At 71.5% G+C, this 26750-nt stretch carries 18 protein-coding genes and 1 pseudogene; 11 read left to right on the top strand and 8 right to left on the bottom strand.

What is annotated here, in order from left to right; translation table 11 throughout:
- Positions 1 to 333 precede the first annotated feature (333 nt).
- The 6 genes from AC0NH5_RS39925 to AC0NH5_RS39900 are packed head-to-tail and all read right to left on the bottom strand — an operon-like array spanning position 334 to position 7221.
- On the bottom strand, positions 334 to 1596 hold the full coding sequence (locus AC0NH5_RS39925) for a glycoside hydrolase family 88 protein (protein ID WP_474413097.1): 1263 nt from the start codon (positions 1594 to 1596) through the stop codon (positions 334 to 336).
- A complete protein-coding gene (locus AC0NH5_RS39920; RefSeq protein WP_474413095.1) occupies positions 1593 to 2246 on the bottom strand; it encodes a DUF624 domain-containing protein in 654 nt (217 codons plus the stop codon). The genes AC0NH5_RS39925 and AC0NH5_RS39920 overlap by 4 nt, the downstream gene beginning before the upstream one ends.
- A 4-nt stretch (positions 2247 to 2250) precedes the next feature.
- Positions 2251 to 3144, bottom strand: coding sequence for a carbohydrate ABC transporter permease (locus tag AC0NH5_RS39915; protein ID WP_474413093.1), 894 nt, complete (start codon positions 3142 to 3144; stop codon positions 2251 to 2253).
- Positions 3144 to 4049: a carbohydrate ABC transporter permease gene (locus tag AC0NH5_RS39910; RefSeq protein ID WP_474413091.1), complete on the bottom strand. Its 906-nt coding sequence runs from the start codon at positions 4047 to 4049 to the stop codon at positions 3144 to 3146. The genes AC0NH5_RS39915 and AC0NH5_RS39910 overlap by 1 nt, the downstream gene beginning before the upstream one ends.
- Positions 4046 to 5344, bottom strand: coding sequence for an ABC transporter substrate-binding protein (locus tag AC0NH5_RS39905; protein ID WP_474413089.1), 1299 nt, complete (start codon positions 5342 to 5344; stop codon positions 4046 to 4048). Before AC0NH5_RS39905 ends, AC0NH5_RS39910 begins: the two co-directional genes overlap by 4 nt.
- A gap of 2 nt (positions 5345 to 5346) precedes the next feature.
- Positions 5347 to 7221: a DUF2264 domain-containing protein gene (locus AC0NH5_RS39900; protein WP_474413087.1), complete on the bottom strand. Its 1875-nt coding sequence runs from the start codon at positions 7219 to 7221 to the stop codon at positions 5347 to 5349.
- A gap of 181 nt (positions 7222 to 7402) precedes the next feature.
- Between AC0NH5_RS39900 and AC0NH5_RS39895 the strand changes: the two genes are divergently transcribed.
- A complete protein-coding gene (locus AC0NH5_RS39895; RefSeq protein WP_474413085.1) occupies positions 7403 to 9160 on the top strand; it encodes a heparinase II/III domain-containing protein in 1758 nt (585 codons plus the stop codon).
- Entirely contained in the window at positions 9157 to 10257 is a 1101-nt protein-coding gene (locus AC0NH5_RS39890) for a LacI family DNA-binding transcriptional regulator (RefSeq protein WP_474413083.1), read from the top strand. The genes AC0NH5_RS39895 and AC0NH5_RS39890 overlap by 4 nt, the downstream gene beginning before the upstream one ends.
- Here the strand turns inward: AC0NH5_RS39890 and AC0NH5_RS39885 are convergent.
- On the bottom strand, positions 10216 to 11211 hold the full coding sequence (locus AC0NH5_RS39885) for a LacI family DNA-binding transcriptional regulator (protein WP_474413081.1): 996 nt from the start codon (positions 11209 to 11211) through the stop codon (positions 10216 to 10218). The two genes, AC0NH5_RS39890 and AC0NH5_RS39885, sit on opposite strands and share 42 nt — an antisense overlap.
- A 147-nt stretch (positions 11212 to 11358) precedes the next feature.
- Between AC0NH5_RS39885 and AC0NH5_RS39880 the strand changes: the two genes are divergently transcribed.
- The 7 genes from AC0NH5_RS39880 to AC0NH5_RS39850 all read left to right on the top strand — a co-directional run bounded on the left by AC0NH5_RS39880 (position 11359) and on the right by AC0NH5_RS39850 (position 21120).
- Positions 11359 to 12651, top strand: coding sequence for an extracellular solute-binding protein (locus AC0NH5_RS39880; RefSeq protein WP_474413079.1), 1293 nt, complete (start codon positions 11359 to 11361; stop codon positions 12649 to 12651).
- A 9-nt stretch (positions 12652 to 12660) separates the two neighbouring features.
- The gene (locus AC0NH5_RS39875) at positions 12661 to 13608 is read left to right on the top strand and encodes a carbohydrate ABC transporter permease (RefSeq protein WP_474413077.1); all 948 of its coding nucleotides are present in this window, start codon (positions 12661 to 12663) and stop codon (positions 13606 to 13608) included.
- Positions 13605 to 14435, top strand: a complete 831-nt coding sequence (locus AC0NH5_RS39870; protein WP_474413075.1) for a carbohydrate ABC transporter permease — start codon at positions 13605 to 13607, stop codon at positions 14433 to 14435. The genes AC0NH5_RS39875 and AC0NH5_RS39870 overlap by 4 nt, the downstream gene beginning before the upstream one ends.
- A gap of 11 nt (positions 14436 to 14446) precedes the next feature.
- Complete coding sequence (locus AC0NH5_RS39865; protein ID WP_474413073.1) at positions 14447 to 15679, top strand: ABC transporter ATP-binding protein; 1233 nt, start codon at positions 14447 to 14449, stop codon at positions 15677 to 15679.
- On the top strand, positions 15676 to 17226 hold the full coding sequence (locus tag AC0NH5_RS39860) for a glycoside hydrolase family 13 protein (protein WP_474413071.1): 1551 nt from the start codon (positions 15676 to 15678) through the stop codon (positions 17224 to 17226). The genes AC0NH5_RS39865 and AC0NH5_RS39860 overlap by 4 nt, the downstream gene beginning before the upstream one ends.
- Positions 17227 to 17443: 217 nt before the next feature.
- On the top strand, positions 17444 to 18778 hold the full coding sequence (locus AC0NH5_RS39855; RefSeq protein WP_474413069.1) for a cellulase family glycosylhydrolase: 1335 nt from the start codon (positions 17444 to 17446) through the stop codon (positions 18776 to 18778).
- A gap of 194 nt (positions 18779 to 18972) precedes the next feature.
- Positions 18973 to 21120: a molybdopterin oxidoreductase family protein gene (locus AC0NH5_RS39850; protein ID WP_474413067.1), complete on the top strand. Its 2148-nt coding sequence runs from the start codon at positions 18973 to 18975 to the stop codon at positions 21118 to 21120.
- Positions 21121 to 21198: 78 nt separating this feature from the next.
- Here AC0NH5_RS39850 and AC0NH5_RS39845 read toward each other — a convergent pair.
- Positions 21199 to 21399: pseudogene (locus AC0NH5_RS39845) on the bottom strand (hypothetical protein); the annotation flags it as partial.
- Between the two features lie 255 nt (positions 21400 to 21654).
- On the opposite strand from AC0NH5_RS39845, the gene AC0NH5_RS39840 reads away from it, so the two are divergent.
- Positions 21655 to 24597, top strand: a complete 2943-nt coding sequence (locus AC0NH5_RS39840) for a M36 family metallopeptidase (RefSeq protein WP_474413065.1) — start codon at positions 21655 to 21657, stop codon at positions 24595 to 24597.
- Between the two features lie 141 nt (positions 24598 to 24738).
- On the top strand, positions 24739 to 26661 hold the full coding sequence (locus AC0NH5_RS39835; protein WP_474413063.1) for a putative bifunctional diguanylate cyclase/phosphodiesterase: 1923 nt from the start codon (positions 24739 to 24741) through the stop codon (positions 26659 to 26661).
- Positions 26662 to 26750 lie beyond the last annotated feature (89 nt).

Here is a 26750-nt window from a genome sequence, read left to right as displayed (position 1 = left end):
CGGCGCCGTCACGCCACGCGGCGCCGTCACGCCACGCGGCGCCGTCACGCCACGCGGCGCCGTCACGCCACGCGGCGCCGTCACGCCACGCGGCGTCAGGTCACGCGGCGCCAGGTCACGCCGCGCCGCGCCGCGTCACCAGTCCAGGTTCCGCCGTCACGTTGCGCCGTCATGGCACGCCGTCACGGTGCGGTGGCTCGATGCCTTCCCCTGCGCTGCTGCGTGGGGAGTCTGTGGCGGCTGCGGTTGGCTCGGCCGGCAACTGCGCATGATTCTTGGCCGTTTTCGTGCGTGAGTGCCAGCCGGGAACCTGTCCAACGTTGAGGGCGTTGGTCACCAGGGGTTCGCCCAGTCGGGGACGGTCAGCCGGGTGAGAGCTTCCAGGTAGAAGTAGTCGCCCCAGAGGGTGCCCTCGTCGACGCCGATGTTCTTGGGCTTGTCGTAGACGCCGTGGTGGAGCAGGGCGGCGGCATGCGGATCGCCGGCGGTGGCGTAACCGGTGAGCAGCGAGTCGAGGATCTGGGTGGCGGCGGATCGGTATTCGGCGGCCTCTGCCAGCGCGGCGGGCGAGGGCGGGGGAGTGGACCTTGGCAGCGCGGCGGGCGATGGCGAGGCGGTGGGCGTTGGTGGGATGGGAGGAGGTGGGGTGGGGGCGAGCTGGTCGGCCAGCTGGAGGAGGCCGCAGGCGGCGATCGCGGCGGCTGAGCTGTCGCGTTCCTCGGGGCTGCCGTCGGTGAACTCGAGGTCCCAGTAGGGGACGTGGTCGGCGGGCAGGTGGGTGAGGAAGTAGCGGGCGCAGCGGCGGGCCGCCAGCAGGAAGGAGTCGTCGCCGGTCCAGCGGTGGTTCAGCGCGAAGCCGTAGATGCCCCAGGCCTGGCCGCGCGCCCAGCAGGAGTCGTCGGCGTTGCCCTGTTCGGTTTCGCCGCGCAGGGGCTCGCCGGTGACGGGATCCCAGTAGAACGTGTGGAACGTCGTGTCGTCCGGCCGCAGGATGTGGTCACGCAGGCGGGTGGCGTGCCGGTGGGCGGCATCGGCGTAACGGGGGTCGCCGGTGGTGCGGCTCGCCCAGAACAGCAGCGGGGTGTTCATCAGGCTGTCGATGATGGTCCGGCCGCGCTGGCGGGGGTCGGTGAGGTCGCCCCAGGCCTGGATGATGCCGGCCGGTTCGAGGACGCGGGTGAGCAGGTGGCCGGCGGCGGCGAGGGCGGCCCGGCGGGCGTGCGGCCGGCCGTGGCGCTGCCAGGGGATCACGCAGGACAGGGTGTAGAGGAACCCGAGGTCGTGGGTGTCGGTGTCGAGGTGACGGTCGATGCGGTCGGCGAAGCTCGCCACGTGCGCCTCGGCGGCCCGGCGGTAACCGGGTGCGCCGGTCAGGTCGTGGGCGAGCCACAGCATGCCGGGCCAGAAACTGGTGGTCCAGCCCACGTTGCCGCCGGGCCGGATCCGGTATCGACCGGCCGTCGTGGTGTCGTCCGGGTAGTGGTCGCCGAAAGCGGTGAGGTTCGCGTCGAGGGTGCGTACGGCGGCGTCGACGGCCTCGGGCCGGGTGGCCGGCCGGTCCGGCCCGGCGGTGGTGGTCCGGTGCAGACCCGTCATGAACGTCCTTTCCAGGAGAGCGTGTTCCGGCTGTTGGCCCACACGACGTGGAGCAGGGGGGCGGCGGCGAGCCCGGCGGCGAGCGCGGGCCGGCTGACCAGCAGGGCCTGGAGCAGGGCGAGCACCGCGAGGGACAGCACGGTCAGCGGCCAGCGGCGGACCGCGAGGTAGGCGCAGGCGCGGCCGGCGTCGCGCAGCCGCACGTCCGGGCGTTCCACCAGCAGCACCAGGGTGAGCAGGGTGGTGGCGCCGGTCAGCACGATCAGCACGGCGAGCACCGGGATCGCGACCGCGCCGGCCGGGCGGCCCCACAGCGCGGCGATGTCGACGCCGAGCACCACGATCAGCGCGGTGGCGGCCGCGGTCACCGCGGTGGCGCGCCGCCAGGTGGCACGCCAGGCGCGGGTGAAGGTGGCGAGGACCGAGGTGGAACCTTCGTCGGTGTAACGGGCGAGCACGGTGAACACCGCGCAGAGCGCCGGCCCGGCCGTCGGCGCGAGCAGGGCGAGCAGCGGCCAGGACGCGGCCGGGTCGGTGGTCAGCAGGATCAGCAGGGTGGGGCTCAGGGCGGCGGTCAGCATCAGGTTCAAGCCCAGGCAGACGTACGCCGTACCGAGCACCGCGGTCCATGTCTCGTACCGGATCCGCATCGCCTCAGCCCTTCAGTCCCGTGGTGGCGACGCCCTCGACGAAGTGCCGCTGGCCGAGCAGGAAGACGACCACGATCGGCAGCACGGACAGCACCGAGCCCGTCATGATCAGCGCGTATTCGGCGTTGTACTGGCTGATGAACGACTGCAGGCCGAGCTGGATCGTCCAGTTGTCCGGGCTGCGCAGGTAGAGCAGCGGCCCGAGGTAGTCGTTCCAGGTGGCGACCAGCGTGATCAGGGTGAGGCTGGCCAGCGCCGGCACGGACAGCGGCAGCACGACCCGCCGGTAGATGCCGTACTCGCTCATCCCGTCGATCCGGGCGGCGTCGATCAGCTCGTCCGGGATCGACTCGTAGTACTGCTTCATCAGGAAGACGCCGATCGGTCCGAACGCCTGCAACGCGATGATCGACCAGAGCGTGTCGGTGAGTCCCAGCTTCGACATCATCACGAACTGCGGGATCATGTACGACTGCCACGGCACGGCCAGGGTCCCGATGTACGCGAGGAACAGCACGTCCCGCCCCGGGAAACGGATCTTGGCGAATCCGTACGCCGCGAAGCTTCCGGTGAAGACCTGCAGCAGCGTGACCGCCGCGGCGAGCAGGACCGTGTTGCGCAGCCACGTCGTCATCTCCGACTTGGCCCAGATGTCGGTGTAGTTGCTCCACACCGGGTCGGTGGGCAGCCACTGGATCGGGATGCTGAAGACGTCGTTGTTCGTCTTCAGCGACGACACGATCATCCAGTAGAACGGCAGCAGCACGGCCACCGCCGCGACGCCGAGCGCCAGATAGCCGAACACCCGCCAGGCGCCGCGGGCCGGCCGCCGGCCGCCGTCCGGGGAGTCGAGCGCCGGGATGTCGCCCGCCGGCACGGGCCGCAGGATCGTGCTCATCACGAGCTCCCGCGCCGGTTGACGGCGAACTGGACGACCGTCACCAGGAAGCAGATCGCGAACAGCACGATGGACAGCGCCGACGCGTACCCGAACTGGTTCTCCTCGAAGCCCTTCTGATAGATGTACTGCGACAGCACCAGGGTGGACCGGCCCGGCCCGCCGTCGGTCATCACCAGGATCAGGTCGAAGACCTTGAAGCTGCCGATGGTCAGCAGCACCGTGATGAAGAAGGTGGTGGGCCGCAGCCCGGGCAGGGTGACCGCCCGGAACCGCTGCCAGGCGTTGGCGCCGTCGACGGTGGCGGCCTCGTGGAGCTGGGCCGGGATCGTCTGCAGCCCGGCGAGGAAGAGCAGCATGTAATACCCCATGTCGCGCCAGACGCCCACGATGATCACTGCGGGCATCGACCAGTCCGCCGAGGTGGTCCAGCCCGGCGGGTTGTCCACCCCGAGCACCCGCAGCAGCTCGTTGACCGGCCCGAAGTTCGGGCTGAACAGCATGTTCCAGATCTGCGCGATCGCCACGATCGAGGTGATGTACGGGAAGAACGCCACCGTGCGGAAGAAGGCCACCCCGCGCAGCCGGCGGTTGAGCAGCAGCGCGAGGCTCAGCGACACGGCCAGGGTGAGCGGGATGTGGAAGATCGCGTAGTACAGGGTGTTGCGCAGCGCGGTCCAGAAGCCGGTGTCGTCCCACATCTGCCGGAGGTTCGCCGTGCCGGTCCAGGTGCTCCCGCCGAAGACGTTCCACTCGGTGAACGCGTAGTAGAAGAGCAGCCCGACCGGCACCAGCGTGAGCACCGCGAAGCCGACGAAGTTCGGCAGCAGGAACGTCCATCCGGCCACGGTGTTGCGCAGGGCGAGCCGGCCGCGCCGCCGGCTCGCCGCGAGCGTCGTGGTCACTTGCCGAGGACCTCGGTCTTGGCCCGGTCCTGGGCCTCGGTGATGGCGGCGTCGACCGGCTTGCTGCCGGAGAGCACGGCGCTGTGCAGGTCGTTGAGGATGTTCTGCAGCGGGGCGGTGTACTTCGAGACCGGGTTCTCCGGCCGGGTGTCGTGGGTGGCGAAGGTGAACTTCGACAGGTCGTCGGTGGGCACGCCGCTGATCGTGAAGAACGAGTCCTTGACCGCGGTGGTGTCGGCCGGGGTGATGCCGATCGCGGCGAGCGCCTTGGCCCCGTCCGGCCCGGCCGCGTACGCCAGGAACGCCTTGGCCGCCTCGGCCTTGTCCTCGTCGATCTTCGGGTTGATGCCGAAGCCGGTCGGGTCGGCGAAGGTCACCGGGGTGGCGGAGGTGCCGGTGGTGGCCGCGGTGAGCTGCGGCGCCGGGGCGATGCCCCAGGTGAACTCGTCGGCGTCGCCCTTGTCCTGCTGGCTGCGCAGCGTCGCCATGTACCAGGTGCCCATCACCATCATGGCGGCCTGCTGCTTGCCGAACTGCGACTGGTAGGTGAGCTTGTTCGTGGTGGCGTCGCCGAACTTCACCTGGGCGCCGGAGTTCTGCAGGTCCAGCGACCGCTCGTAGTACGGCTTCAGATAGCTGAAGTCGCCGCTCTCCAGGTTCGCTCCGGTGGTCTGGGCGAGCGCGAAGCCCTGCGAGGTGGACTGCCAGATGTGCTGGTAGGCCCCGACCGCCTTGGATCCCTTGGCCTTGAGCTTCGTGGTCAGGTCCTTTGCTGTCGCCGCGTAGTCGTCCCAGGTCCACGACCCGTCCGGCGGTTTCACCCCGGCCTGGTCGAACAGCTCCTTGTTCCAGTAGAGAACCCAGGAGTCCTGCCGGTACGGGATCGCGTACGTCTTACCCTCCACCTGGTACGCCGGCAGCCCGCCGACGGTGCTGCCCAGCTTGCCCGCCACGTCCGAGACGTCGAGGAGCTGCTTGCCGCTCTGGTAGGTGTAGAAGTTCTTCAGCGTCTTCTGCGCGTAGATGTCGGGCGCCTTGCCGGCCGCCAGGTCCGCGATCATCTGGGTGTCGTAGTTGGCGGCGTCGTACTCCTTGACCTCGATGGTCACGTCCGGGTCGACCTTGCGGAAGCCGTCCGCCAGGGTCTGGAACTCCGGCGTGGTGGCGAGGCTCCAGCCGGCCAGGGTGATCGTCGCGGAACCGGGGTCGTCGCCGGAGTCCCCGCCGCTGCAGCCGGCCAGGACCACTGAGATCGCCGTGGCAGCGCCGAGGGCGGCTGCGATCGAGCGTTTCATCCTTACTCCTCAACAAGGGCGATGGGGGTGTGCGTGGAGATGCCGTCGGGCCAGGTGATCCGCACGTGCGGACCAGCGAGCTCGCAGGTGGGGGTCCCGGCGGAGGCCGGGCCGCGGGTGAGTTCGGCGAGCACCGCGATCCAGGCGCCGGGGCGTACCGGGAAGTCGATCCACGGCACGCGGGTGGGCGAGCCGAGCGGCCCGGCATCCGCGACGACAAGGTCGGAGTGTGTGAAGTCGGGGCTCGGATCGAGCCCGAACTTCACACAGCGGAGGGTCGTCGTGAGCGGAGCGGTGACGGGCCAGCCGGTGAAGCGGAGAGTGGTGGCTGCGGGGACCGGGTCGTCGACGCGGGCCAGCCGTAGTTCCCAGGGGCCGCGGACGAGGGAGACGACGGTGAGGCGGCCGGCGGTGACCGAGGCGCCGGTGCGGCCGCTGCCGTGATCGACCTGGGCGGGGCCGGGCGTCACCCAGCGGGCCGGGCCGGTGGAGGCGGCCACCCCGACCGGGACCGGGCCGTCGGTGTCGATCCGGACGGCGAGAGTTCGCATGCCGGTCCGGTGGGTGGCGCGGCCGGCCTCGTCGACGAGTGTCACGGACATGTCGGCCGGCGCCGTCCAGCCCGGCTCGGCGAGGACGGGCGCGGTGGCGGTGGAGTATCCGAGGCGGGCATAGAGCGGGGAGTCCGCGCTGGTGGCGCCTTCGACGGCGTGGTCGGTGCCGTGGTTGACGACCCGGACGATGCCGTCGTCGCGCGTACCGGAGATGATCCATCCCGGGGCGCGCACCGCGCGCAGGGTGTCCGCCGCCTCGACCGGCAGCGGTTCCGCCGGCGCGGTCCAGACCGGATGATCGGCCGGCAGCGCGATGCCGAGCAGGCCCTTGGCGGCCCAGTACGGCGAGCCGGGACCGGAGTAGGACTGGGCCAGCCGGGGCCACCGGCCGTGCCAGCCGAGCGTGAGCAGTCCGTCGTCGCCGGGCGCCCCGTTCGCGGCGAAGTGGCCGACGATCCGGGTGGCCGCGTGGCGCAGCACTCCGGGCGGGTGCGACGGCACCCCGGCGAGGGCGCCGGCCCAGAACGGCGCGGCGGCCGCGAACCGGTAGGTGAGGCTGCGGCCCTGGATCAGCGGCGAGCCGTCCCCGCCGACCAGCCGTAGCGCGTCGCCGAGGAACTTGTCGAGCGCGGCCACGTCGCGTTCGCGCCGGCCGGCGGCCAGGTCGGCCGCACCGGCCATCCGGGCCCACAGCGCCGGGTAGAGGTGCAGCGCCCAGCCGGTGTAGTGGTCGTACGCCCGCTGCGGGCCGTCCGACATCCAGCCGCCCGCCCGCCGGAAGGTGTCGTGGGTGGCCAGGTCCTCGGCCATCTCGACGAGGGAGTGCGGCCCGTCCACCGAGCGCAGGAAGGTCTGCACGACCAGCCGGAACCAGACCCAGTTGATCTGCGGGTAGGTGTCGTCGCCGACCGCGGGGGAGAGGTAGTCCACCACCCGTTCCTGCACGGAGGGTTTGAGCCGGTCCCAGATCCAGGGGCGGGTCAGGTCCAGGATCAGGGCGATCGAGGCCGCCTCCACCTTGGCCTGGCCGTGCTCGCCGAGGCGGACCCACCGCTCGGGGGAGGACGGATCGGTGCCGGTGGCGATGCCCTTCGCGTACCACTCGGCGAGGCCGGTGTCCTCCTCGGGCGTTCCGGCGATCCGGAAGCCGGCGAGCAGGAACGTGCGCGCGAAGCCCTCCAGGCCGTCGACGGCCCGGCCGTACCCACCCGCCGGGCCGGGCAGCGTGATCCGGGCGTGGCCGTCGGAGGCGTGCGCGCGGGCGGCGGCGAGCATCCGGTCAGCCAGCCTTATGCAGTCCTGGCGGGTGGTCGATTCGGGCACGCGTCACTCTCCGAGAAAGATGAACGCTCAGGTTTCGGGAAAGTTAAACGCTCACAATCAACCATGTCAATCCTTCAATTTCTGCGGATCTATTTGGACAAATAGCACGCACTCTTGCTTGTCAGGATGAGCGAACGATCTAATCCGATCAGATACGTTCATCACAGGCAGGGGGAGTCGGATGCCGTTGCCGGTGCCGCCGGCGAGCGACCGGCAGGTGTGGGACCACGTGGACGCGGCCACGCTGCGCGTGCTGACGGCGCGCGCCACGAGGGAGTTCGGGACACCCTGGCCGGTGCCGCTCGCGTCCGGGTACGCGCGGGTCTTCCGGGACGGCGACCGCGACTCCTACGAGCAGGTTCTCTGGGCCCGGCAGGAGCGGCTGACCCGGGCGGCGGTGCTGGCCGCCGCGACGCTGGACCCCGGCTGGATCGACGAGACAGCCGACGGGGTGATCCTGCTCTGCGAGCAGAGCTCGTGGTGCTGGCCGGCCCACGACGACACGTTCAGCAGGCACGGCGCGGTCGTGCCGACCGTGACCGACCCGTACGTCGACCTGGGCGCCGGCGACGTGGCCGCGCTGCTCGCCTGGATCGACCACCTGCTCGGCGACCAGCTCGACGAGCGCGTGCCCGGCGTCCGTGCCCGGATCCGGCACGAGGCCGGCCGTCGCGTCCTGGTCCCGTTCCAGCAGCGCCGGGACTGGCACTGGCTGGGGCTCGAACCCCCGGTGGGCAACTGGACCGCCTGGGTCCACGGCGACCTGCTGACCGCGGCGCTCCAGCTGCGACCGGACCCGGATCTGATCGAGCTCGCGCTGGCCGGCCTGCACCGGTTCGCCGCCGCGCTGCCCGAGGACGGCGCCGTCGACGAGGGCTACCACTACTGGTGGAACGGCGCGTGCCGGCTCCTGGAGGCGCTGGAGCTGGTCGGTGACTTCCGGGAGCACCGGACCGTCGCCTTTCCGCACCGGATGCACCTGGGCGGGCCCTGGCACCTGAACCACGCCGACGGCACCGCTCGCCCCTCCATCGACCTGCCGTGGGCTGCGCTGCACCGGCTCGCGCGCCGGGCCGGCGACCGGGAGGCGCAGGCGTACGCGGCCGCGCACCGCCGCCCGGACGACGTCGCCGCGCACGAGTCCGGCGGCCTGGGCCGGCTGGTGCGGGCGCTGACCGATCCGGAGTGGATCGCCGCCCGGCCGGAGCCGCCGCCGCTGCCGCGGGACGTGTGGCTGCCGTCCGTCCAGGTGCGTGTCGCCCGGCCGCGGGCGGGCAGCCCGGCCGGACTCACCCTGGCGATCAAAGGCGGTCACAACGACGAGCACCACAACCACAACGACGTGGGCGGCTTCGTCGTGGCCCTGAACGGGGTGCCGGTGGTGGTGGACGCCGGGCGGCCCACCTACACCGCGCGGACGTTCGGGCCGGAGCGCTACCGGATCTGGATGATGCAGAGCACCTGGCACAACGTCCCGACGATCCGGGGTGCGGCCCAGGGGGCCGGCCGGCAGTGGGCGGCACGGTCGGTGGTGCCCACCGAGGACGGGATGCGGCTCGATCTGGCGGGCGCCTATCCGCGTACCGGAGCAGGCAGCTGGACGCGGACCGCCCGGCTGGACCGGACCACCGGCCGGATCACCGTCCGCGACGAGTGGGAGCTGCCGCCGGACGACGGCGAGGCGCCCACCCTGCTGCACCTCCTGCTGGCCGGGGCGGTGACCGTCCGGCCGGGCCGCGCCGAGGTGGACGCGCTCGACGGCGCCGGCGTGCTGGTGATCACCTGGGATTCCGCGCTACCCGGCCGCACCGTGGTCCGCGAGCTCGACGACCCCGTGCCGGCCGGCGTGTGGGGCGACCGGCTGACCCGCCTCGACATCGACGTCACCGTGATCGGCCCGGTCGGTAGTCTCGACCTGACGTGTGAGGAGCAGCGGTGAGCGCATCGGAACAACGCGGGCCCCTGCAGGCCGCGCGCCAGGCCCGGCTGCTCGAGGCGCTCCAGCGCGACGGGATGCTCCGGGTCTCCGACCTCACCGAGACGCTCGGCTCGTCGGCCGTCACCATCCGCCGGGACATCGCGCAGCTCGCCGCCGAGGGCCTGGTCCGGCGGGTGCACGGCGGGGTGACGCTGCCCGGTCCGGACGAGCCGGCGACGCCGGCCGGCCGGGCGCTGGGGATGCTGGTGCCGTCGCTGGACTACTACTGGCCGCACGTGGCGCGCGGCGCGGAGGAGGCGGCCCGCGAGCTCGACCTGCGGGTGGTGCTGCGCGGCTCGTCGTACGAGACCGTGGACGACAAGCCGCAGCTGGCCCGCCTGCTGGACCAGCAGGGGGTGGACGCGCTGGTGGTGGCGCCGCGGATGGACGCGCCCACCGCGCGGGGGACCATCGAGTGGCTGGCCGGCACCGGTATTCCGGTGGTGCTGCTGGAGCGCACCGCGACCGCCGGCCCGCACCACGCGGTGCTGGAGTCGGTGGTGACCGATCATGCGCTCGGCGCCGCGATGGCCGTGCGGCATCTGGCGTCGCTCGGCCACCGGCGGGTCGGGCTGGTGCTCGCCGAGAACAGCCCGACCGGGCCGCATCTGCACCGTGGCTGGGTGTCCGCCGTCGCCGACTGCGGCCTGGACCCGGCGACGGTGGACGCGCGGGTGCCGGACGCCCGGACCCCGGCCTCCGAGGCGGCCCTCGACGAGGTCCTGGATCAGGCGCTGAGCAGCGGGACGACGGCGTTGCTGGTGCACGCCGACCCGGAGGCGATCGCGCTGGTGCAGCGGTGCGAGGAGCGGCATCTGGCAATCCCGGGGGACCTGTCGGTGATCGCCTACGACGACGAGGTGGCCGGGATGTTCAGCCCGCCGCTGACCGCGGTGCGACCACCGCGGCGGTCGATCGGGCGGGCGGCGGTGCGGCTGGTGGCCGATCGCCTCGCTGATCCGGATCGGCCGGCGCACCGGGTGGTGATCAGCCCGGCGCTGCGGATCCGCGGGTCCTCAGCGCCGCCGGGGCGGCCCGGTCGAGCCGCGGACCACTAGCCGGGTCGGCACCGTCACGCCTTGCGTGACGTTCTCCCCGCGGAGCAGCGCCAGCACCATCCGGCCGGCGAGCACGCCCTGGTCGCGGACCGGCTGGGCGACAGTGGTCAGGTCGGTGAGCTCGGCGAGCGGGTGGTCGTCGATGCCGATCACCGACACGTCCTGCGGGATCCGCAGGCCGGCCCGGCGCAGGGTCCGGACGGCACCGAGCGCCACCTCGTCGCAGTGGGCGTAGACGGCGGTCGGCGGCTCGCGCAGGCAGAGCAGCTCGGCCATCGCCTCGGCGCCGCCGGCGCCGCCGGACATCACCTCGGCCGTCAGCTGTGCGTCGACCGGGAGGCCGGCCTGGGCGTGCGCCTCGTGATAGGCCCGGGCGCGGCCCGGCCCCACCGGCCAGCCGGGCTGCGCGGGGTCAGTGGTGGCGATCATGCCGATCCGGCGGTGCCCGAGGAACAGCAGATGGTCCACCGCCTGCCGGCCGGCGGTCAGGTCGTCGATCGCCACGTACGGATAGCTCTCCACCTGCCCGCCGGCGGCCACCACGTGCACGCCCATCAGCCCGAGCCGGTCCCGTTCCGGCCGGGCGACCGGCATGCCCAGCACCACGACCGCGTCGGCCTTGCGGCGGGCCGGCAGTCGCTGGAAGAAGGCGCCACGATCGGCGGCGTCCCCGACGTGGTAGAGCAGCACGTCGAGATCCGCGTCGCGCAGCACCGACTCCAGGCCCTCGAGCAGCGTGGCGAAGAACCACCGGGAGATGTGCGGCACCACCACGGCGACCCGTCCGGTGCTGCCGCCGGCGAGGCGCGAGGCCTCGGGGGAGACCACATAGGAGAGCTGCTCGGCGGCCGCCAGCACCCGGGCGCGGGTAGCCGGCGCCACGTGCGGGTGATCACTGAGAGCTCGTGACGCGGTCGCCATCGACACACCGGCGCGGCGCGCGACGTCGGCCATGTTGACCACGTCGGGACTCTCTCACGTGGAAACGATTCCACACGTTGGGTGACGAAACATTTCCATACTGTGACGATCGCATTGACATGAGACCTAGGTCACACAAGCGTGGGGGTCTGGAAGCGATTCCAAAACAGGGGAGGCATCGTGGCTTCTCGGCCGTTCGCCGCACTGTCCGCACTCGTCCTGTCCGCCGCGACCCTCACCGGATGCGGTGGCGACGACGGCGGGTCCTCCACCCTCAGCTACTTCATCGCCGACGCGGCTCAGGAGGACGTCGCCACCCGGTGCGCGGCGGAGTCCGGCGGTGCGTACGACTTCGACATCCAGCGCCTGCCGAACACCGCGGCCGGTGGCCGGGAACAGCTGCTGCGCCGGCTCGCCGCCCAGGACCGCTCGCTGGACATCGTCAGCGTCGACCCACCGTTCATGGCGGAGTTCGCCAACGCCGGGTTCCTGCGGCCGTTCACCGCCGCCGAGCGCCAGGAGCTCACCGAGGGGGTGCTGCAGGGCCCGGTCGAGCAGTCCACCTTCCGCGACACCCTGTGGTCGGCGCCGCTCTACGGCAACACCCAGCTGCTCTGGTACCGCAAGTCGGTGCTGCAGCGGGCCGGTGTCGACCCGGCCGCCGGACCGGTCACCTGGGACCAGCTGATCCAGGGCGCGGCGCAGGCGGGTGTCACGTTCGCCGCACAGGGCCGCCGCAACGAGAGCCTGATGGTCTGGGTGAACGCCCTGGTCGCCTCGGCCGGCGGGTCGGTGCTGGCGGAGGGCGCCGAGGACCTGCCCGGCGACCAGGTCAAGGGCGGGCTGAACACCCCGGCCGGCGAGGCCGCCGTGCGGATCATGCACGATCTGGCGGTCTCCCCGGTTGTACCGGCCGGCTTCAGCACCGCCGGCGAGGAGGAGTCCCGGGCCGCGTTCCAGGCGGGCAACGGCGGCTTCATGGTCAACTGGCCGTACGTCTGGGCGGCCTTCGACACCGCCATCGAGGAGGGCTCGCTCCCGGCGGACTTCAAGGACGACGTGGGCTGGGCGGTCTACCCGCGGGTGGACGCCGGCACCGAGGCCGCGCCACCGTCCGGCGGTCTCGGCCTGTCGATCAGTGCCTTCAGTGACCGCCAGGATCTCGCCGTCGAGGCGATCCGCTGCCTGGCGTCGCAGCAGAGCCAGAAGGAATTCATGATCAAGGCCGGGAACCCGGCCGCGCTGGCCGCGGTCTTCGACGACCCGGAGATCCGCGAGGTGTTCCCGATGGCCGACGAGATCCGCACCGGCATGGACAACGCCACCCCGCGCCCGGTCAGCCCCTATTACGGCGACGTCACCGGGTCCGTCCAGGCCGGCTTCCACCCGCCGGACGCGCTCGATCCGCGGACCTCTCCCGGGGAGGCGAACCAGCTGCTCGAGGACGTGCTCTCCAACCGGCGACTGATCTAGGAGCAGTCCATGACCATGACGACTCCCGCCGCCGAGAAGGTGGCGGAGAAGAAGCGGCCCCGGCGCGTGGTGCTGACCGACCGCAGCCGCAAGGAACGCAACCTGGGCTGGCTGCTCGCCGGGCCGGCGTTCATCGCGATGGTCGGGGTGACCGGATACCCGGTCCTCAACGCGATCTGGCTGTCGCTGTTCGACTACCGCCTCACCGACCCCGAGGGACGCGAGTTCATCGGCCTCGGCAACTACACCATGATCCTCAGCGACCCGCTGTTCTGGCAGCAGTTCGGGGTCACCGCCCTGCTCACAGTCTTCACCGTCGCGGTCGAGCTGGTGCTCGGCTTCGCCCTGGCGATGGTCATGCACCGGGCGCTCTACCTGCGCACGGCGCTGCGGACGGCCATCCTCGTGCCGTACGGGATCATCACGGTGGTCTCCGCGTACGCCTGGGCGTACGCCTTCAGCAACACGTACGGCTTCGTCAACTCGCTGTTCGGCCTCGGCGACCTGGACTGGTTCGGCGGCACCTGGACCGCGCTGTTCACGGTGGCCGTGGCGGAGATCTGGAAGACCACGCCGTTCATGTCGCTGCTGCTGCTCGCCGGTCTGGCGCAGATCCCGGACGACTACCTGGAGGCGGCGAAGGTCGACGGCGCCACGGCCTGGCAGCGGGTGAAACGGGTGATCCTGCCGAACATGAAGGCAGCGATCATGGTGGCGCTGCTGTTCCGCACCCTGGACGCGTTCCGCATCTTCGACACGATCTTCATCATGACCGCCGGTGCGCAGAACACCGAGACGCTGTCGTTCCTGGCGTACCGGCAGACGATCAGCCGGGTGATGATCGGCTCCGGCTCGGCGGTCAGCGTGATCCTGGCGGTCCTGGTCGTGCTGATCGCGTTCCTGTTCATCAAGGTCTTCCGCACCGACCTGTCGCAGGCGAGGGGTGATCGCAAGTGAAGGCGAGCCGCCGGACACAGATCTTCTGGATCGTCGGAGCAGTCCTGATCATCGCGTACGCCGTGATCCCGATCATCTGGATCGTCTCGCTCTCCTTCAAGGAGGGCGACGACATCACCAACAACGCGTTCCTGCCGACCGTGTGGAGCTGGGAGAACTACCGGACCGTGTTCGCGTCCGACCTGTTCACCACGGCGCTGCGCAACTCGGTCGGGATGGCGCTGATCGCCACCACCATCTCGGTCGTGCTCGCCACGCTGGCGGCGTACGCGATCTCCCGTCTCGACTTCCCCGGCAAGCGCCTGGTCCTCGGGGTGGCCCTGGCGATCACCGTCTTCCCGGTGATCGCGATCGCCACGCCGCTGTTCAACCTGTGGCGCATGATCGGTCTCTACGACACCTGGCTGGGACTGATCATCCCGTACCTGTCGTACTCGCTGCCGCTCGCGGTCTATGTGCTGGCCGCGTTCTTCCGCGAGATCCCGTGGGAGATGGAACAGGCCGCCCAGGTGGACGGCGCCACCGCGTGGCAGGCGTTCCGCCGGGTCATCGTGCCGCTGGCCAGCCCCGGCGTGTTCACCGCGGCGATCCTGACGTTCTTCGCCGTCTGGAACGACTTCGTCTTCGGCATCACGCTGACCTCCAGCGAGGCGGCCCGTCCGGTGCCCGCGGCCCTGGCCTTCTTCCAGGGCGCCTCGCAGTTCTCCCAGCCGACCGCACCGATCGCGGCGGCCGCCGTGGTGGTCACCATCCCGGTCATCGTGCTGGTGCTGTTCTTCCAACGCAAGATCGTGGCCGGTCTGACGTCCGGCGCCGTCAAGGGCTGAAAGGACCTCTCATGGCAGCGATCGAGATGCGCAACATCATCAAGGAGTACGGCGACGGCTTCAAGGCGGTCAACGACATCAGCCTGGACATCGCGGACGGCGAGTTCATGATCCTGGTCGGGCCCTCCGGCTGCGGCAAGTCCACGCTGCTCCGCATGATCGTCGGGCTGGAGGACATCACCTCCGGCGACATGCTGATCGGCGGCGACCGGGTCAACGAGAAGGCGCCCCGGGACCGCAACCTGTCGATGGTGTTCCAGAACTACGCGCTCTACCCGCACCTGACCGTCTTCGAGAACATCGCCTTCCCGCTGCGCCTGCAGAAGGGCCTGAAGGAGGACGAGATCCAGAAGCGGGTCCGGGACGCGGCCGCGATGCTCGAGCTCGGCGAGCACCTGGACCGCAAACCGGCCAACCTCTCCGGCGGCCAGCGCCAGCGGGTGGCGATGGGGCGGGCCATCGTCCGGCAGGTCAACGCGTTCCTCTTCGACGAGCCGCTGTCCAACCTGGACGCCAAGCTGCGCGGGCAGATGCGCACCGAGATCTCCCGGATGCAGCGGCGGCTCGGCACCACCACGGTCTACGTCACCCACGACCAGACCGAGGCGATGACCCTCGGCGACCGGGTCGCGGTGCTGCGCCGGGGACTGCTGCAGCAGGTGGCGTCCCCGCGCGAGCTCTACGAGCAGCCGGTCAACATGTTCGTCGCCGGCTTCATCGGCTCCCCGCCGATGAACTTCCTGCCCGCGGTGGTCGACGGCGGCCGGGTGCGGTTGCCGTTCCTGGAGACCGGCATCCCGGCGACCGCGGCGGAGCGGGTGACCGACGGGCAGCTGCTCATCGCCGGTATCCGGCCCGAGCACTTCGAGGACGCCCGCATGCTCGACGCCGGCAAACGGGAGCGGGGCGAGGTGTTCCGGGCCCGCGTCGACGTCACCGAGTGGCTCGGCGACTCGCAGTACGCGTACCTGCCGTTCGAGTCGAACCCGGAGGTGGCGCAGCAGCTCGCCGACCTGGCCGCCGAGCTGGACAGCGAGGCGCTGCGCAGCCAGCTGATCATCTCGATCGACGCGATGAGCCGGCTGCGGGAGAACCACGAGGGCGAGTTCTGGGCCGACACCCGGCGGATGCACCTGTTCGACCCGCGGTCCGGCGACAACCTGACCCGGGACGAGGAGGCCGCGGCGGACCTGGCCCGGCTCGAGGAGGAGGAGTTGCGCGAGCGGATGGACCAGCCTCGGTGAGCTGGTGGCGCGACGCCGTCATCTACCAGGTGTACGTCTGGAGCTTCGCGGATTCCGACGGTGACGGGATCGGCGACCTGCCCGGTGTCCGGTCCCGTCTGCCGTACCTGCGGGACCTGGGCGTGGACGCGGTCTGGCTGAACCCGTTCTATCCGTCGCCGCAGGCCGACAACGGCTACGACGTGACCGACCACCGCGACGTGGACCCGCGGTTCGGCACGCTCGCCGACTTCGACCGGCTGGTGGCGGACGCGCACGCGCTCGGGCTGCGGATCATCCTGGACCTGGTGCCGAACCACACCTCGTCGGAGCATCCGTGGTTCCGGGCGGCGCTCGCCGGTGACGCCCGCAGCCGGGCCCGGTACCTGTTCCGCGAGGGCCGGGGAGACCAGCCGCCGAACAACTGGATCAGCATGTTCTCCGGCCGCGCGTGGTCCCGGGCCGGCGACCGGTGGTACCTGCATCTGTTCGCCCCCGAGCAGCCCGACCTGGACTGGACCAACGCGGAGGTGCGGGCCGAGTTCGAGGACGTCCTGCGGTTCTGGTTCGACCGGGGCGCCGACGGCTTCCGGGTCGACGTCGCCCACGGTCTGGCCAAGGACCCGGAGATGCCGGACCTGGGGGAGAGCCACTTCGACCTCGGCCCGGCGCCCGAGGGGCATCCGCACTGGGACCTCGACGAGGTGCACGACGTGTACCGCTCGTGGCGGGCGCTCAGCGACGGTTATCCCGGAGAGCGGGCCTTCGTCGGTGAGGTCTGGGTGCAGAGCCCGGCCCGGCTCGCCCGTTACCTGCGGCCGGACGAGTTGCACACCGCGTTCAACTTCACCTTCCTCAAGGCGGACTGGACGGTCACGTCGCTGCGGGCGGCGATCGACTCCAGTCTGGGCGCGCTGAGCCCGGTGGGCGCGCCGGCCACCTGGGTGCTGTCCAACCATGACGTGGTCCGGCACGTCACCCGGTACGGCGGCGGGCCGATGGGGCTGCGGCGGGCCCGGGCGGCGGCGCTTCTCATGCTGGCGCTGCCGGGTGGCGCGTACGTCTATCAGGGCGAGGAGCTGGGCCTGCCCGAGGTGACGGACCTGCCCGCCGAGGTGCGGCGGGATCCGGCCTTCCACCGGACCGGCGGGCTGGACCCCGGCCGGGACGGCTGCCGGGTGCCGCTGCCGTGGTCGGGGACGTCCCCGTCGTACGGCTTCGGGCCCGCCCGCGAGTCCTGGCTGCCACAGCCGCCGGAGTGGGCCGGTCTGACCGCGGCGCATCAGGCCGGCGATCCGTCCTCGACGCTCTCGCTCTATCGCGACGCGCTGCGCCACCGCCGGTCGCACCTTGCACTCGGTGCGGGCGGGATGGCCTGGCTGCCCGCGGCAGGCGACGTGCTCGCCTTCCGCCGGGAGCCCGGTTTCGCCTGTGTCGTCAACGTCGGCGACGCGCCGGCCCCGCTGCCCGCGGGGCTGGCCGATGCCGCGATTCTGCTGGCCAGCGGTCCGCTCGTGACCGGCGACACCCTGCCGGGCGCGACCGCCGTGTGGCTGGCGACCGGCTGATTCGTCCTGCACCGGTTCGTCCTGTATCGCCAGTATCGTTCGGGACTTGCCAAAGAGCTCACTATCCAAGATCATGGATTGCGACGCGCCCGTCCCGGTTCCCCCGTGCCAGGACGGGCGCGTCCCTTTCTGTCTCGTTGCATCGCCGGTAATGACGTGAGTCAATGGACGGGTCCTTCCTGGGAGCGCTCCCATCATCCCCGTCCAGAGGTAGGTCATGAAACGCCGACTCACCACCCTCGCCGCCGCGCTGGCCGCGGCCGCCGCCGCCGTCCTCTTCCACGTCACCCCCGCCCACGCCGCCACCGGCCTGCACGTGTCCGGCACCGACATCGTCGAGGCCGACGGCCGCAAGTTCGTCATGCGCGGCATCAACCACATGCACACCTGGTACACCGACCAGACGAACTCGTTCGCCGACATCAAGGCGGCCGGCGCCAACACCGTCCGGGTCGTCCTCAGCGGCGGCCGGTGGACCGCCAACAGCGCCGCCGACGTGACCAACGTGATCAACCTGTGCAAGGCGAACAAGCTGATCTGCGTGCTGGAGAACCACGACACGACCGGCTACGGCGAGGACGCCGCGGCGTACAGCCTGGATCAGGCCGCCGACTACTGGATCGGGCTGAAGAGCGTGCTCGCCGGCCAGGAGGACTACGTCGTCATCAACATCGGCAACGAGCCGATCGGCAACACGAACGCCGGCCAGTGGACCGCTGCCACGGTGTCCGCCATCCAGAAGATGCGCACCAACGGGTTCGAGCACCTGCTGATGATCGACGCGCCGAACTGGGGCCAGGACTGGCAGTACGTGATGCGCGACAACGCGCAGACGGTGCTCGACGCGGACGTCCGCGACAACACCGTGCTGTCGATCCACATGTACTCGGTGTTCAACACCGCGGCGTCGATCATCAGCTACCTGGACCACTTCAAGAGCCGCGGCTGGCCGCTGGTCATCGGCGAGTTCGGCTGGCGCTTCGACGCGAGCCAGGTCGACCACGAGACGATCCTGTCCGAGGCGGCCGCCCGCGACCTCGGCTATCTCGGCTGGTCCTGGGCCGGCAACACCGACCCGATCCTGGACATGGCCACCGACTTCGACCCGGACCGGCTGAGCACCTGGGGCGAGCGCATCTTCAACGGCCCGAACGGGATCCGCGCCACCGCCCGGGAGGCCGGCATCTTCGGCGGCCCCGTGTCACCGTCGCCCTCCGCGTCGTCGGCCTCACCTTCACCTTCCAACCCCGCCGGCGGATGTACGGCCACGTACGCCGTCGCCGGCCAGTGGTCCGGTGGCTTCCAGGGCGAGGTCAAGGTCACCGCGGGTGGCGCCGCCATCAACGGGTGGAGCGTTACCTGGACCTACGCCGACGGGCAGACGGTGACCAGCCACTGGGGCTCCACCGTGACCAGTGACGGGTCCACGGTCACCGCGCGGAACGCCGCCTGGAACGGGCGCCTGGCCGCCGGCGCCACCACGTCGTTCGGTTTCCTCGGCTCGTGGAACAGCGCCAACGCCGTCCCCGCGGTGACCTGCGCCGCTGCCTGAGCCCGGCCGCCCGGACCGGGCCCTGAGCACGGCTCGCCGATCGGCTCGGGCGCTCCCGGGAGGCCGGCCGGCGTCAGCGGCTCTGTCCGGGCCGGTCGGCCCCCGGGCTGCCGCGGAGAAAAAGAGGGTGGCGGAACCGCCTCCGTCTCGTGGGAGGATACCGGCGAGTAACCGACCGGAAGGCGGTGGCGTCGATGCGGACGGCATATCGGACCTGTCCTCTCTGTGAGGCAGCTTGCGGCCTCGAGCTGACGATCAGCGAGACCGAGGTGGTCGCGGCCCGGGGAGACCGGGAGCACGTGTTCAGCCACGGGTTCGTGTGCCCGAAAGGGGCCACTTTCGGGCAGCTCGCGACAGACCCCGACCGGCTCCGGAAGCCGCTGCTCAAGCGCGACGGACAGCACGTCGAGGTGTCCTGGGACGAGGCGTTCGCGGCGGTCGAGGCCGGCTTACGGCCGATCATCGAGCGCTATGGGCCCGACGCGGTCGCGACCTACGCCGGCAACCCGAACGCGCACACGATCGCCGGCGGGCTCTATCTCACGCCGCTGCTCAAGGCGATCGGCACCCGCAACATCTTCTCCGCGAGCACCGTCGACCAGATGCCCAAGCACGTCTCCAGCGGCTATCTGTTCGGCCACCCGCTGACCATCCCGGTCCCCGACCTGGACCGCACCGACTTCCTGCTGATCCTGGGCGCGAACCCGTGGGAGTCGAACGGCAGCCTGGCCACCGCGGCGGACTTCCCGGGCCGGCTGAAGGCCGTCCAGCAGCGCGGGGGCCGGTTCGTCGTGGTCGACCCGCGGCGCACGCGGACCGCCGAGCACGCCGACGAGCACCTGTTCATCCGGCCGGGAGCGGATGCGTTCCTGCTGTTCGGCATCGTGCACACGCTGTTCGGCGAAGGTCTCGCCGTGCGGCCGGAGCACGTCACCGGGATCGACGAGGTGCGCGAGCTGGCCGAAGCCTTCGCGCCGGAACGGGTGGGGCCGGCGTGCGACATCCCGGCCGAGCGGATCCGGCGGCTGGCGCGTGAGCTGGCGGCCGCGCCGACCGCGGCGGTGTACGGCCGGATCGGCACCTGCACCGTCGAGTTCGGCACGCTGACCAGCTGGCTCGTCGACGTGGTGAACGTGCTCACCGGCAACCTGGACCGGCCCGGCGGGGTGATGTTCCCGCTCGCCGCGCACCTGCGGCCGAACAGCCGGCCCGGCGGCCACGGCTTCCGGACCGGGCGGTGGAGCAGCCGGGTGCGCGGGCTGCCCGAGGTCAAGGGTGAGCTGCCGGTAGCCACGCTGGCCGACGAGATCGAGACGCCGGGTGACGGGCAGGTCCGGGCGCTCCTGACGGTGGCGGGCAACCCGGTGCTGTCGACGCCGAACAGCGCACGGCTGGACCGCGCGCTGGCCGGGCTCGACTTCATGGTGAGCGTCGACCCGTACCTGAACGAGACCACCCGGCACGCCGACGTGGTGCTGCCGCCGCTCGACCCGACCCGCAAGGGGCACTACGACTTCGCGTTCCTGGCGCTGGCGGTGCGCAACTTCGCCGCGTACTCGCCGCCGGTGCTGCCGGCGGACCCGGACGGCATGGACGAGTGCGACATCCTGGCCCGGCTCACGCTGATCGTCTCCGGGCAGGGGGCGGACGCTGATCCGGCCGTGCTGCACACGGCGATGCTGGAGCGGGCAGCGGCGAAGGCGGGCATCGAGGTGCCGGACAGCAGTGACGGGCCGGCCGAGCGGCTGCTCGACGTGGCTCTGCGGGCCGGCGCGTACGGGCTCACGCTGGATCAGCTCCGGGCCGATCCGCACGGGATCGACCTCGGGCCGTTGCAGCCGCGGATCCCGGAGGTGCTCAAGACGCCCAGCGGCACCGTCGAGCTGTGCGTACCGCCGATCGTCGCGGACGTGGAGCGGTTGCGCGCGGCGCTGGTCCGGGGACGCGACGGTGACGATCTGGTGCTGATCGGGCGCCGGCACCTGCGGTCCAACAACAGCTGGATGCACAACGTCCCGGCCTTGGTGAAAGGCCGGGACCGGTGCACCCTGCAGATCCATCCGCGCGACGCGGAGCGGCTCGGGCTGACCGACGGTGGTGAGGCGCAGGTGACCTCGCGCGCCGGTGGGCTGGCTGCCCGGGTCGAGGTGACCGACCGGGTCATGCCGGGCGTGGTGAGCCTGCCGCACGGGTGGGGGCATGACCTGCCGGGCACCCGGGCGGCGGTGGCCGCGGCGCATCCGGGTGTGAACTCGAACGTGCTGACCGATGAGCTGGTCGTCGACCCGCTCTCCGGCAACAGCGTGCTGAACGGCATCCCGGTCGAGGTGAAGCCGATCTAGCCCCAACCGCGACTGCACACCGCAGGGACCGGTGTGTGAAGTTCGGGTGCGGAGCGCACCGCAACTTCACACGCGGGTTCAGCCCGCGTTGTCGCTGGTGTACTGGTCCGGCGGCGTGCTGAGCGTGCCGGTCGTGGCGTCGCCGGTGGTGGTGTTCGCGACGCCGGGGCCGGTGCGGGGGCGGTCCGGGAAGCTGGCCGGGCCGGCGGTGCCGCCGGTGGTGGTCATGATGCCGCCGTCGGCCGGTGCGGGGCCGCCGTTGCGGAGCTGCTCGACATCGGTGTCCGCGGGCAGCGTGTTCGACAGCTCGTCGTTGGTTCGCGGGTCGCTCATGGTCGCGGTATGCCCGATTCGTGCAGCGCTAAACGACTCGGGGCCGGCGCCGTGCCGAGCGGCGGCGGAGGCCGCGCCAACGGAATTGACAATCATTTTTATCGACTGCCTTCTATTCTGGACGTTCGGCCCATGTCCCGCTCCCCCTTCCGTGCGATCGGATTTGGGTGACCGGTAATGGCCGTCCAAAAAGGAGGTACCGTGCGCACACCATCCCGTGCGTTGGCGGGCACCACCGCAACACTTGTCGCAAGCGTGCTCGTGCTCGCCGCAGGATCCGGTGGGAACGCGGCCCCAGCCAGCCCGGCGCAGGCGCCGGAGAGCGTAAAGGTGCACGGCGACGAGCACCACGAGAAGATCAGAGACAATCGGCGTGGCCGTCTCGCGCCCACCTCGGACCAGCGGGCCCAGGCCGCCGAGGTGAACGCGAGCGCCCGCTGGAACGCCTTGGGCACCCCCGCGACGCTGACCGCGCGCACCGAGCCGCTCGCGGCCGGGCTCCCGTCCGACCCGGTGGCCGCCGCCAAGGCATATGTGGCCGCCAACCGTGACGTGCTCGGGCTCACCGCGGAGGGCGCTGCCGCCCTCGAGGTGCTGACCTCCGCACCGATCGGCGCGGGCGCGGCCGTCATCATGCGGCAGCGCTTCGGCGACCTGCCGGCCGGCGTCGACGGCCTGCTGTCGGTCGGCGTGCGCGACGGCAAGGTGTGGTTCGTGAGCTCCTCGCTCGCCCGCGACGCGGGCACCCCGGCGCCCGCCACGATCACCGCGGCCGACGCCGAGCGGATCGCGAAGGCCGACGCCGGCATCCCGGACGGGACCGTGCTGGCCACCAAGCTGGTCGCCGTGCCGACGGCCGACCGGGGCGCCCGCGCGGCGTTCCAGGTCACCCTCGGCGACGACCTCACCGGGGCGGAGCCGATCGCGTTCACCACGCACGTGGACGCCCGGGACGGGACCGTCCTGGTCCGTGAGGAGATCGTCGACTCGCACTCGGACCCCGCCGGCGGCGCGGACTGGGAGGTCTTCCCGAACTCCCCGCGCACCGACTACTCCAGCCGGGACACCCGGCGGACCTGGTGCTTCACTCCGGAACGCGGTTGTGACGAGGTCGTCGGCACCCCGGCCTCCCCGCAGGGCTGGGACGTCGACCCGGCCACCGGGCAGCCCACGTACACCACGAAGGGCAACAACGGCTTCGCGGTGCACAACTGGAACTCCAACGACGCGTTCTCGGTCGGCACCGAGCTGGCCACGCCGCGGCCGGACCGCAGCTACAACTACCCCTGGACCAACCAGTGGCACCGGGAGAGCTGCGCGCCGACCACGTTCGACACCCCGGCGCGCAACGACATCGACGCGGCCCGGGCGAACCTGTTCGCGCAGCACAACCGGATGCACGACTGGTCGTACCACCTGGGCTTCACCGAGGCGACCTGGAACATGCAGGACGAGAACCTGCGCCCCGGCGGCCTGCCGAACGACCCGGAGCAGGGCAACGCGCAGGCCGGCGGCATCAGCGGCGGCCCGCCCGGATTCGCCGCCCGCAACAACGCCAACCAGATCACCCCGCCGGACGGCGAGGCGCCGATCACCAACATGTACCTGTGGCAGCCGATCGCGGGCGCCTTCTACGCCCCGTGCGTCGACGGCGACTACGACATGTCGGTGATCGCCCACGAGTACACGCACGCCATCACCAACCGGATGATCGCCGGCCCGGACGGCGGCCTCAGCTCGCCGCAGGGCATGAGCGAGAGCTGGTCCGACCTGCTGTCGGTGGAATACCTGGCGGAGCACGGGTACGCGACGCCCGGCAGCCGCGGCTTCACCATCGGCGAATACGTGACCGGCGACGACAACGCCGGCATCCGCAACTACAACATGACTCGCAGCCCGCTGAACTACAGCTCGGTGGACTACGACTTCGTCGGCCTGCAGGTGCACGCCTCCGGCGAGGTGTGGAGCGCCGCCAACTACGACGTGCGCAACGCGTTCATCAAGCGGTACGGGTACGGCTCGGCGAAACTGCAGAAGGCCTGCGCCAACGGCAAGGTCGCGGTCACCTCGTGCCCGGGCAACCGGCGCTGGATCCAGCTGGTCTTCGACTCGTTCCTGCTGATGGCCAACAGCGCCAACAGCCAGGTCGACGCGCGGGACGCGCTGATCGGCGCGGACCTGGTCCGCTTCGGCGGCAAGAACCAGGACCTGCTCTGGAACGCGTTCGCCAAGCGCGGCCTCGGTGAGGCGGCGCTCAGCAACGGGGCCGGCGACGCCGACCCGCGGCCGGGCTTCACCTCGCCGTACGCCAAGGAGGCCACCGTCACGTTCCGTCCGGTGGACGAGAACGGCAAGCCGGTGGCCGGTGCGAAGCTGTTCGTCGGCGACTTCCAGGCCCGCGCGGTCCCGGTCGCCGACACCGACCCGGCGACGCCGCTCACCGACCAGGTCAGCCTGATCGCGGGGTCGTACGGATTCGTTGCCCAGGCGCCCGGCCACGGCCACGCCCGGGTGGGCAGCACCGCCCTGTGGCCCGGCAGGTCCAAGACGCTGACCGTGAAGCTGCCGCGCAACCTGGCGTCCGGCACGGCCGGCGCGACGGCGACCGGTGACGGCATCAACCTGGCCCGGATCACCGACGACGACGAGGCGACCAACTGGGCGTCGCTGGGCAGCCCGGTCGCGGGCAAGCAGGTCACCGTCGACCTCGCCGGTGACGCGCAGAAGATCCGGCGGGTCCAGGTGAGCGCGATGCTGCGGCCGCCGGTGGCCGGTGACCCGGACGCCGGCACGCAGAACCGGTTCACGGCGCTGCGGCAGTTCAAGGTGCTCGCCTGCACCGCGAGCGCCACGGTCACGTGTGCCGACCCGGCCCAGTTCCGCACGGTCTTCACCAGCCGGCCGGACACCTTCCCGTCCGGCCAGCCGCGGCCGCGGGTCGGCGACCTGAAGATCAAGTCGTTCGACATCCCGTCGACGACGGCGACCCACCTGCGTCTCGAGGTGGTCACCAACCAGTGCACCGGCGCGCCCGACTACGCCGGTGAGCAGGACGCGGACCCGCGTGCGGTCAGCGACTGCGCCACCGGGAGCCCGCAGGCCGCGAACGTCCGCGTCGCGGAGTTCCAGGCCTTCACCCGGTAGTTGATCCGCCAGTCCGGGGCGGGCCCACCGGCCCGTCCCGGATTCCGCTACCGTCCTGCACCGCGACCGCAGGTCAACCGATCCTCGCGAGGGCCGATCATGGCCTTCGGATCGCTGTGACGAGGCGGTGAGGGAGGCGGGATGGGTACGACCCGAAAGGGCCGGCGGTGGTCGTCGGTGTGGGTGGCCGGCACGCTCTCCTTCATGCTGGCCACCCTCTCCGGGTACGCGGCCGTCGGCGGCTGGCGGCAGACCCAGGTCCTCGAACAGGTGGCGGCCGACTCGGCGCGCACCGACTCGTACCAGCAGGTGGCCTTCGTCGCCGGCTGGGAGACGGCGCTGTTGCAGTCCGCGCTGCTCGAGCCACAGGGCGGCGAGCGCCGGCAGCTGCCGGGCGTGGCGGTCTCGGTGCAGTCGGCGATGGACCGGATGGTCGCCGCCGACGCGGACCACCGGTACCGCGCGTGGTGGATCGCCGAGCGGCGCCGGGGCCTGCAGCCCGCGATCGACCGGTACCTGCGGGAGCTGGACCGTGGCGACACGGCCGGCGCACGGCTCACCCTGGAGACCTGGATCGAGCCCGAAGCCGCGCTGATCATGAAGGATCTGCGGACCGAGGTGAACTACCACCTCGCCGAGCACGCCGCCTATCAGACGGCCGCCGGGCACGAGTCCCGCCTGCTCTGGTGGGGCGGGGTGCTCAGCTTCGCGGTCGGGCTGCTGGTGCTGGCGCTCTTCCTCTGGTCGACCCGGTCGCACCGGCGGCTCGTGGAGACGATGGCCGCCACGGACGCGCTGACCGGCCTGCCCAACCGCACCGCGTTCAGCACCCACACCCAGCTGGCCCTGACCGAGCAGAAGTCCGGCTCCGCCACCGTGCTGACCGTCAACCTGGACGGCTTCCGCGACGTCAACGAACAGCTCGGCCACCGGATCGGCGACCTGCTGCTGGTCCAGGCCGGCGAGCGTCTGCGCGCCTCGGTGCGCGCCGAGGACGTGGTCGCCCGCATCGGCGGCGACGAGTTCGCGGTGTTGCTGCGCGACAGCGACCCGGCCCTCGGCGAGGACCTCGCCGCCCGCCTGACCGAGGCGTTCGGCCGGCCGTTCCTGATCGGCGAGGTCACCGTGGACCTGGAGGTCAGCATCGGCGCCGCGGTCGCGCGCCCCGGCGAGGACGTGACCACGCTGCTCCAGCACGCCGACATGGCGATGCGGGAGGCCAAGGAGCACCGGCTCGGCTTCCACCGGTTCACCCGCGACCACGGCCAGGACACCGCCGCCCGGCTGACCCTGCTCGGCGACCTGCGGCGGGCCCTGGACAACGGCTCCGAGATCGACCTGCACTACCAGCCGAAGATCGCGATGGACACCGGCGCGGTGGCCGGCGTGGAGGCCCTGGCCCGCTGGAACCACCCGGTGAAGGGCGCGATCTCGCCGGTCGAGTTCATCCCGGTGCTGGAGACCACCAGCCTGATCCACCGGTTCACCGACCGGGTGCTCACCATGGCGCTGCACCAGGCCCGGGAGTGGCTCGACGCCGGGCACCGGGTGCCGGTGTCGGTCAACATCTCCACCCGCAGCCTGCTCGACGGAACGTTCCCCGACCGGGTCGCGGCCCTGCTCGAGGAGATCGGCGTGCCGGGCGACCAGCTCTGCATCGAGGTCACCGAGCACACCGTGATGAGCGACCCGGCCACCGCCATCGAGGCGATGCGGCGGATCCGGGCCCTGGGCGTGAAGACGTCGATCGACGACTACGGCACCGGGTACTCGTCGATGACCTACCTGAAGCTGCTGCCGCTGGACGAGCTGAAGGTGGACCGGTCGTTCGTGAAGGACATGACGAACGACCGCAGCGACCACGCGCTGGTCGAGTCCACCGTCGAGCTGGGCCGCAACCTCGGCCTCACGGTGGTGGCCGAAGGGGTGGAGGACACCGCGACCGCCTCGGCGCTGCGCGATCTCGGCTGCGACGTGGCCCAGGGATATCTGTTCGCCAAGCCGCTGCCGGCGGCGGCGGTCACCGAGCGACTGGCCCGGCAGACGGTGACCGCCCCGGCCTGACCCACCGCTCACGCCCGGCGCCCGCGCCGCGGCCCGGGCCACCCGCCCGGGTCGCGGGGTAGACACGGGACCGGTTCGGATCGTACGAA

It is taken from the genome of Actinoplanes sp. 13 (genome assembly GCF_056134165.1).
Note: the sequence above shows the minus strand (reverse complement) of the source record. Positions and strands in the feature narration are given on the sequence as shown.

Excerpts from the sequence above, each read along its gene's own strand:
- AC0NH5_RS39920 (WP_474413095.1), bottom strand. The coding sequence starts at position 2,246 with ATGCGGATCCGGTACGAGACATGGACCGCGGTGCTCGGTACGGCGTAC.
- AC0NH5_RS39895 (WP_474413085.1), top strand. The coding sequence starts at position 7,403 with ATGCCGTTGCCGGTGCCGCCGGCGAGCGACCGGCAGGTGTGGGACCAC.
- AC0NH5_RS39850 (WP_474413067.1), top strand. The coding sequence starts at position 18,973 with ATGCGGACGGCATATCGGACCTGTCCTCTCTGTGAGGCAGCTTGCGGC.
- AC0NH5_RS39865 (WP_474413073.1), top strand. The coding sequence starts at position 14,447 with ATGGCAGCGATCGAGATGCGCAACATCATCAAGGAGTACGGCGACGGC.
- AC0NH5_RS39925 (WP_474413097.1), bottom strand. The coding sequence starts at position 1,596 with ATGACGGGTCTGCACCGGACCACCACCGCCGGGCCGGACCGGCCGGCC.
- AC0NH5_RS39835 (WP_474413063.1), top strand. The coding sequence starts at position 24,739 with ATGGGTACGACCCGAAAGGGCCGGCGGTGGTCGTCGGTGTGGGTGGCC.
- AC0NH5_RS39885 (WP_474413081.1), bottom strand. The coding sequence starts at position 11,211 with ATGGCCGACGTCGCGCGCCGCGCCGGTGTGTCGATGGCGACCGCGTCA.
- AC0NH5_RS39855 (WP_474413069.1), top strand. The coding sequence starts at position 17,444 with ATGAAACGCCGACTCACCACCCTCGCCGCCGCGCTGGCCGCGGCCGCC.
- AC0NH5_RS39905 (WP_474413089.1), bottom strand. The coding sequence starts at position 5,344 with ATGAAACGCTCGATCGCAGCCGCCCTCGGCGCTGCCACGGCGATCTCA.
- AC0NH5_RS39875 (WP_474413077.1), top strand. The coding sequence starts at position 12,661 with ATGACCATGACGACTCCCGCCGCCGAGAAGGTGGCGGAGAAGAAGCGG.
- AC0NH5_RS39915 (WP_474413093.1), bottom strand. The coding sequence starts at position 3,144 with ATGAGCACGATCCTGCGGCCCGTGCCGGCGGGCGACATCCCGGCGCTC.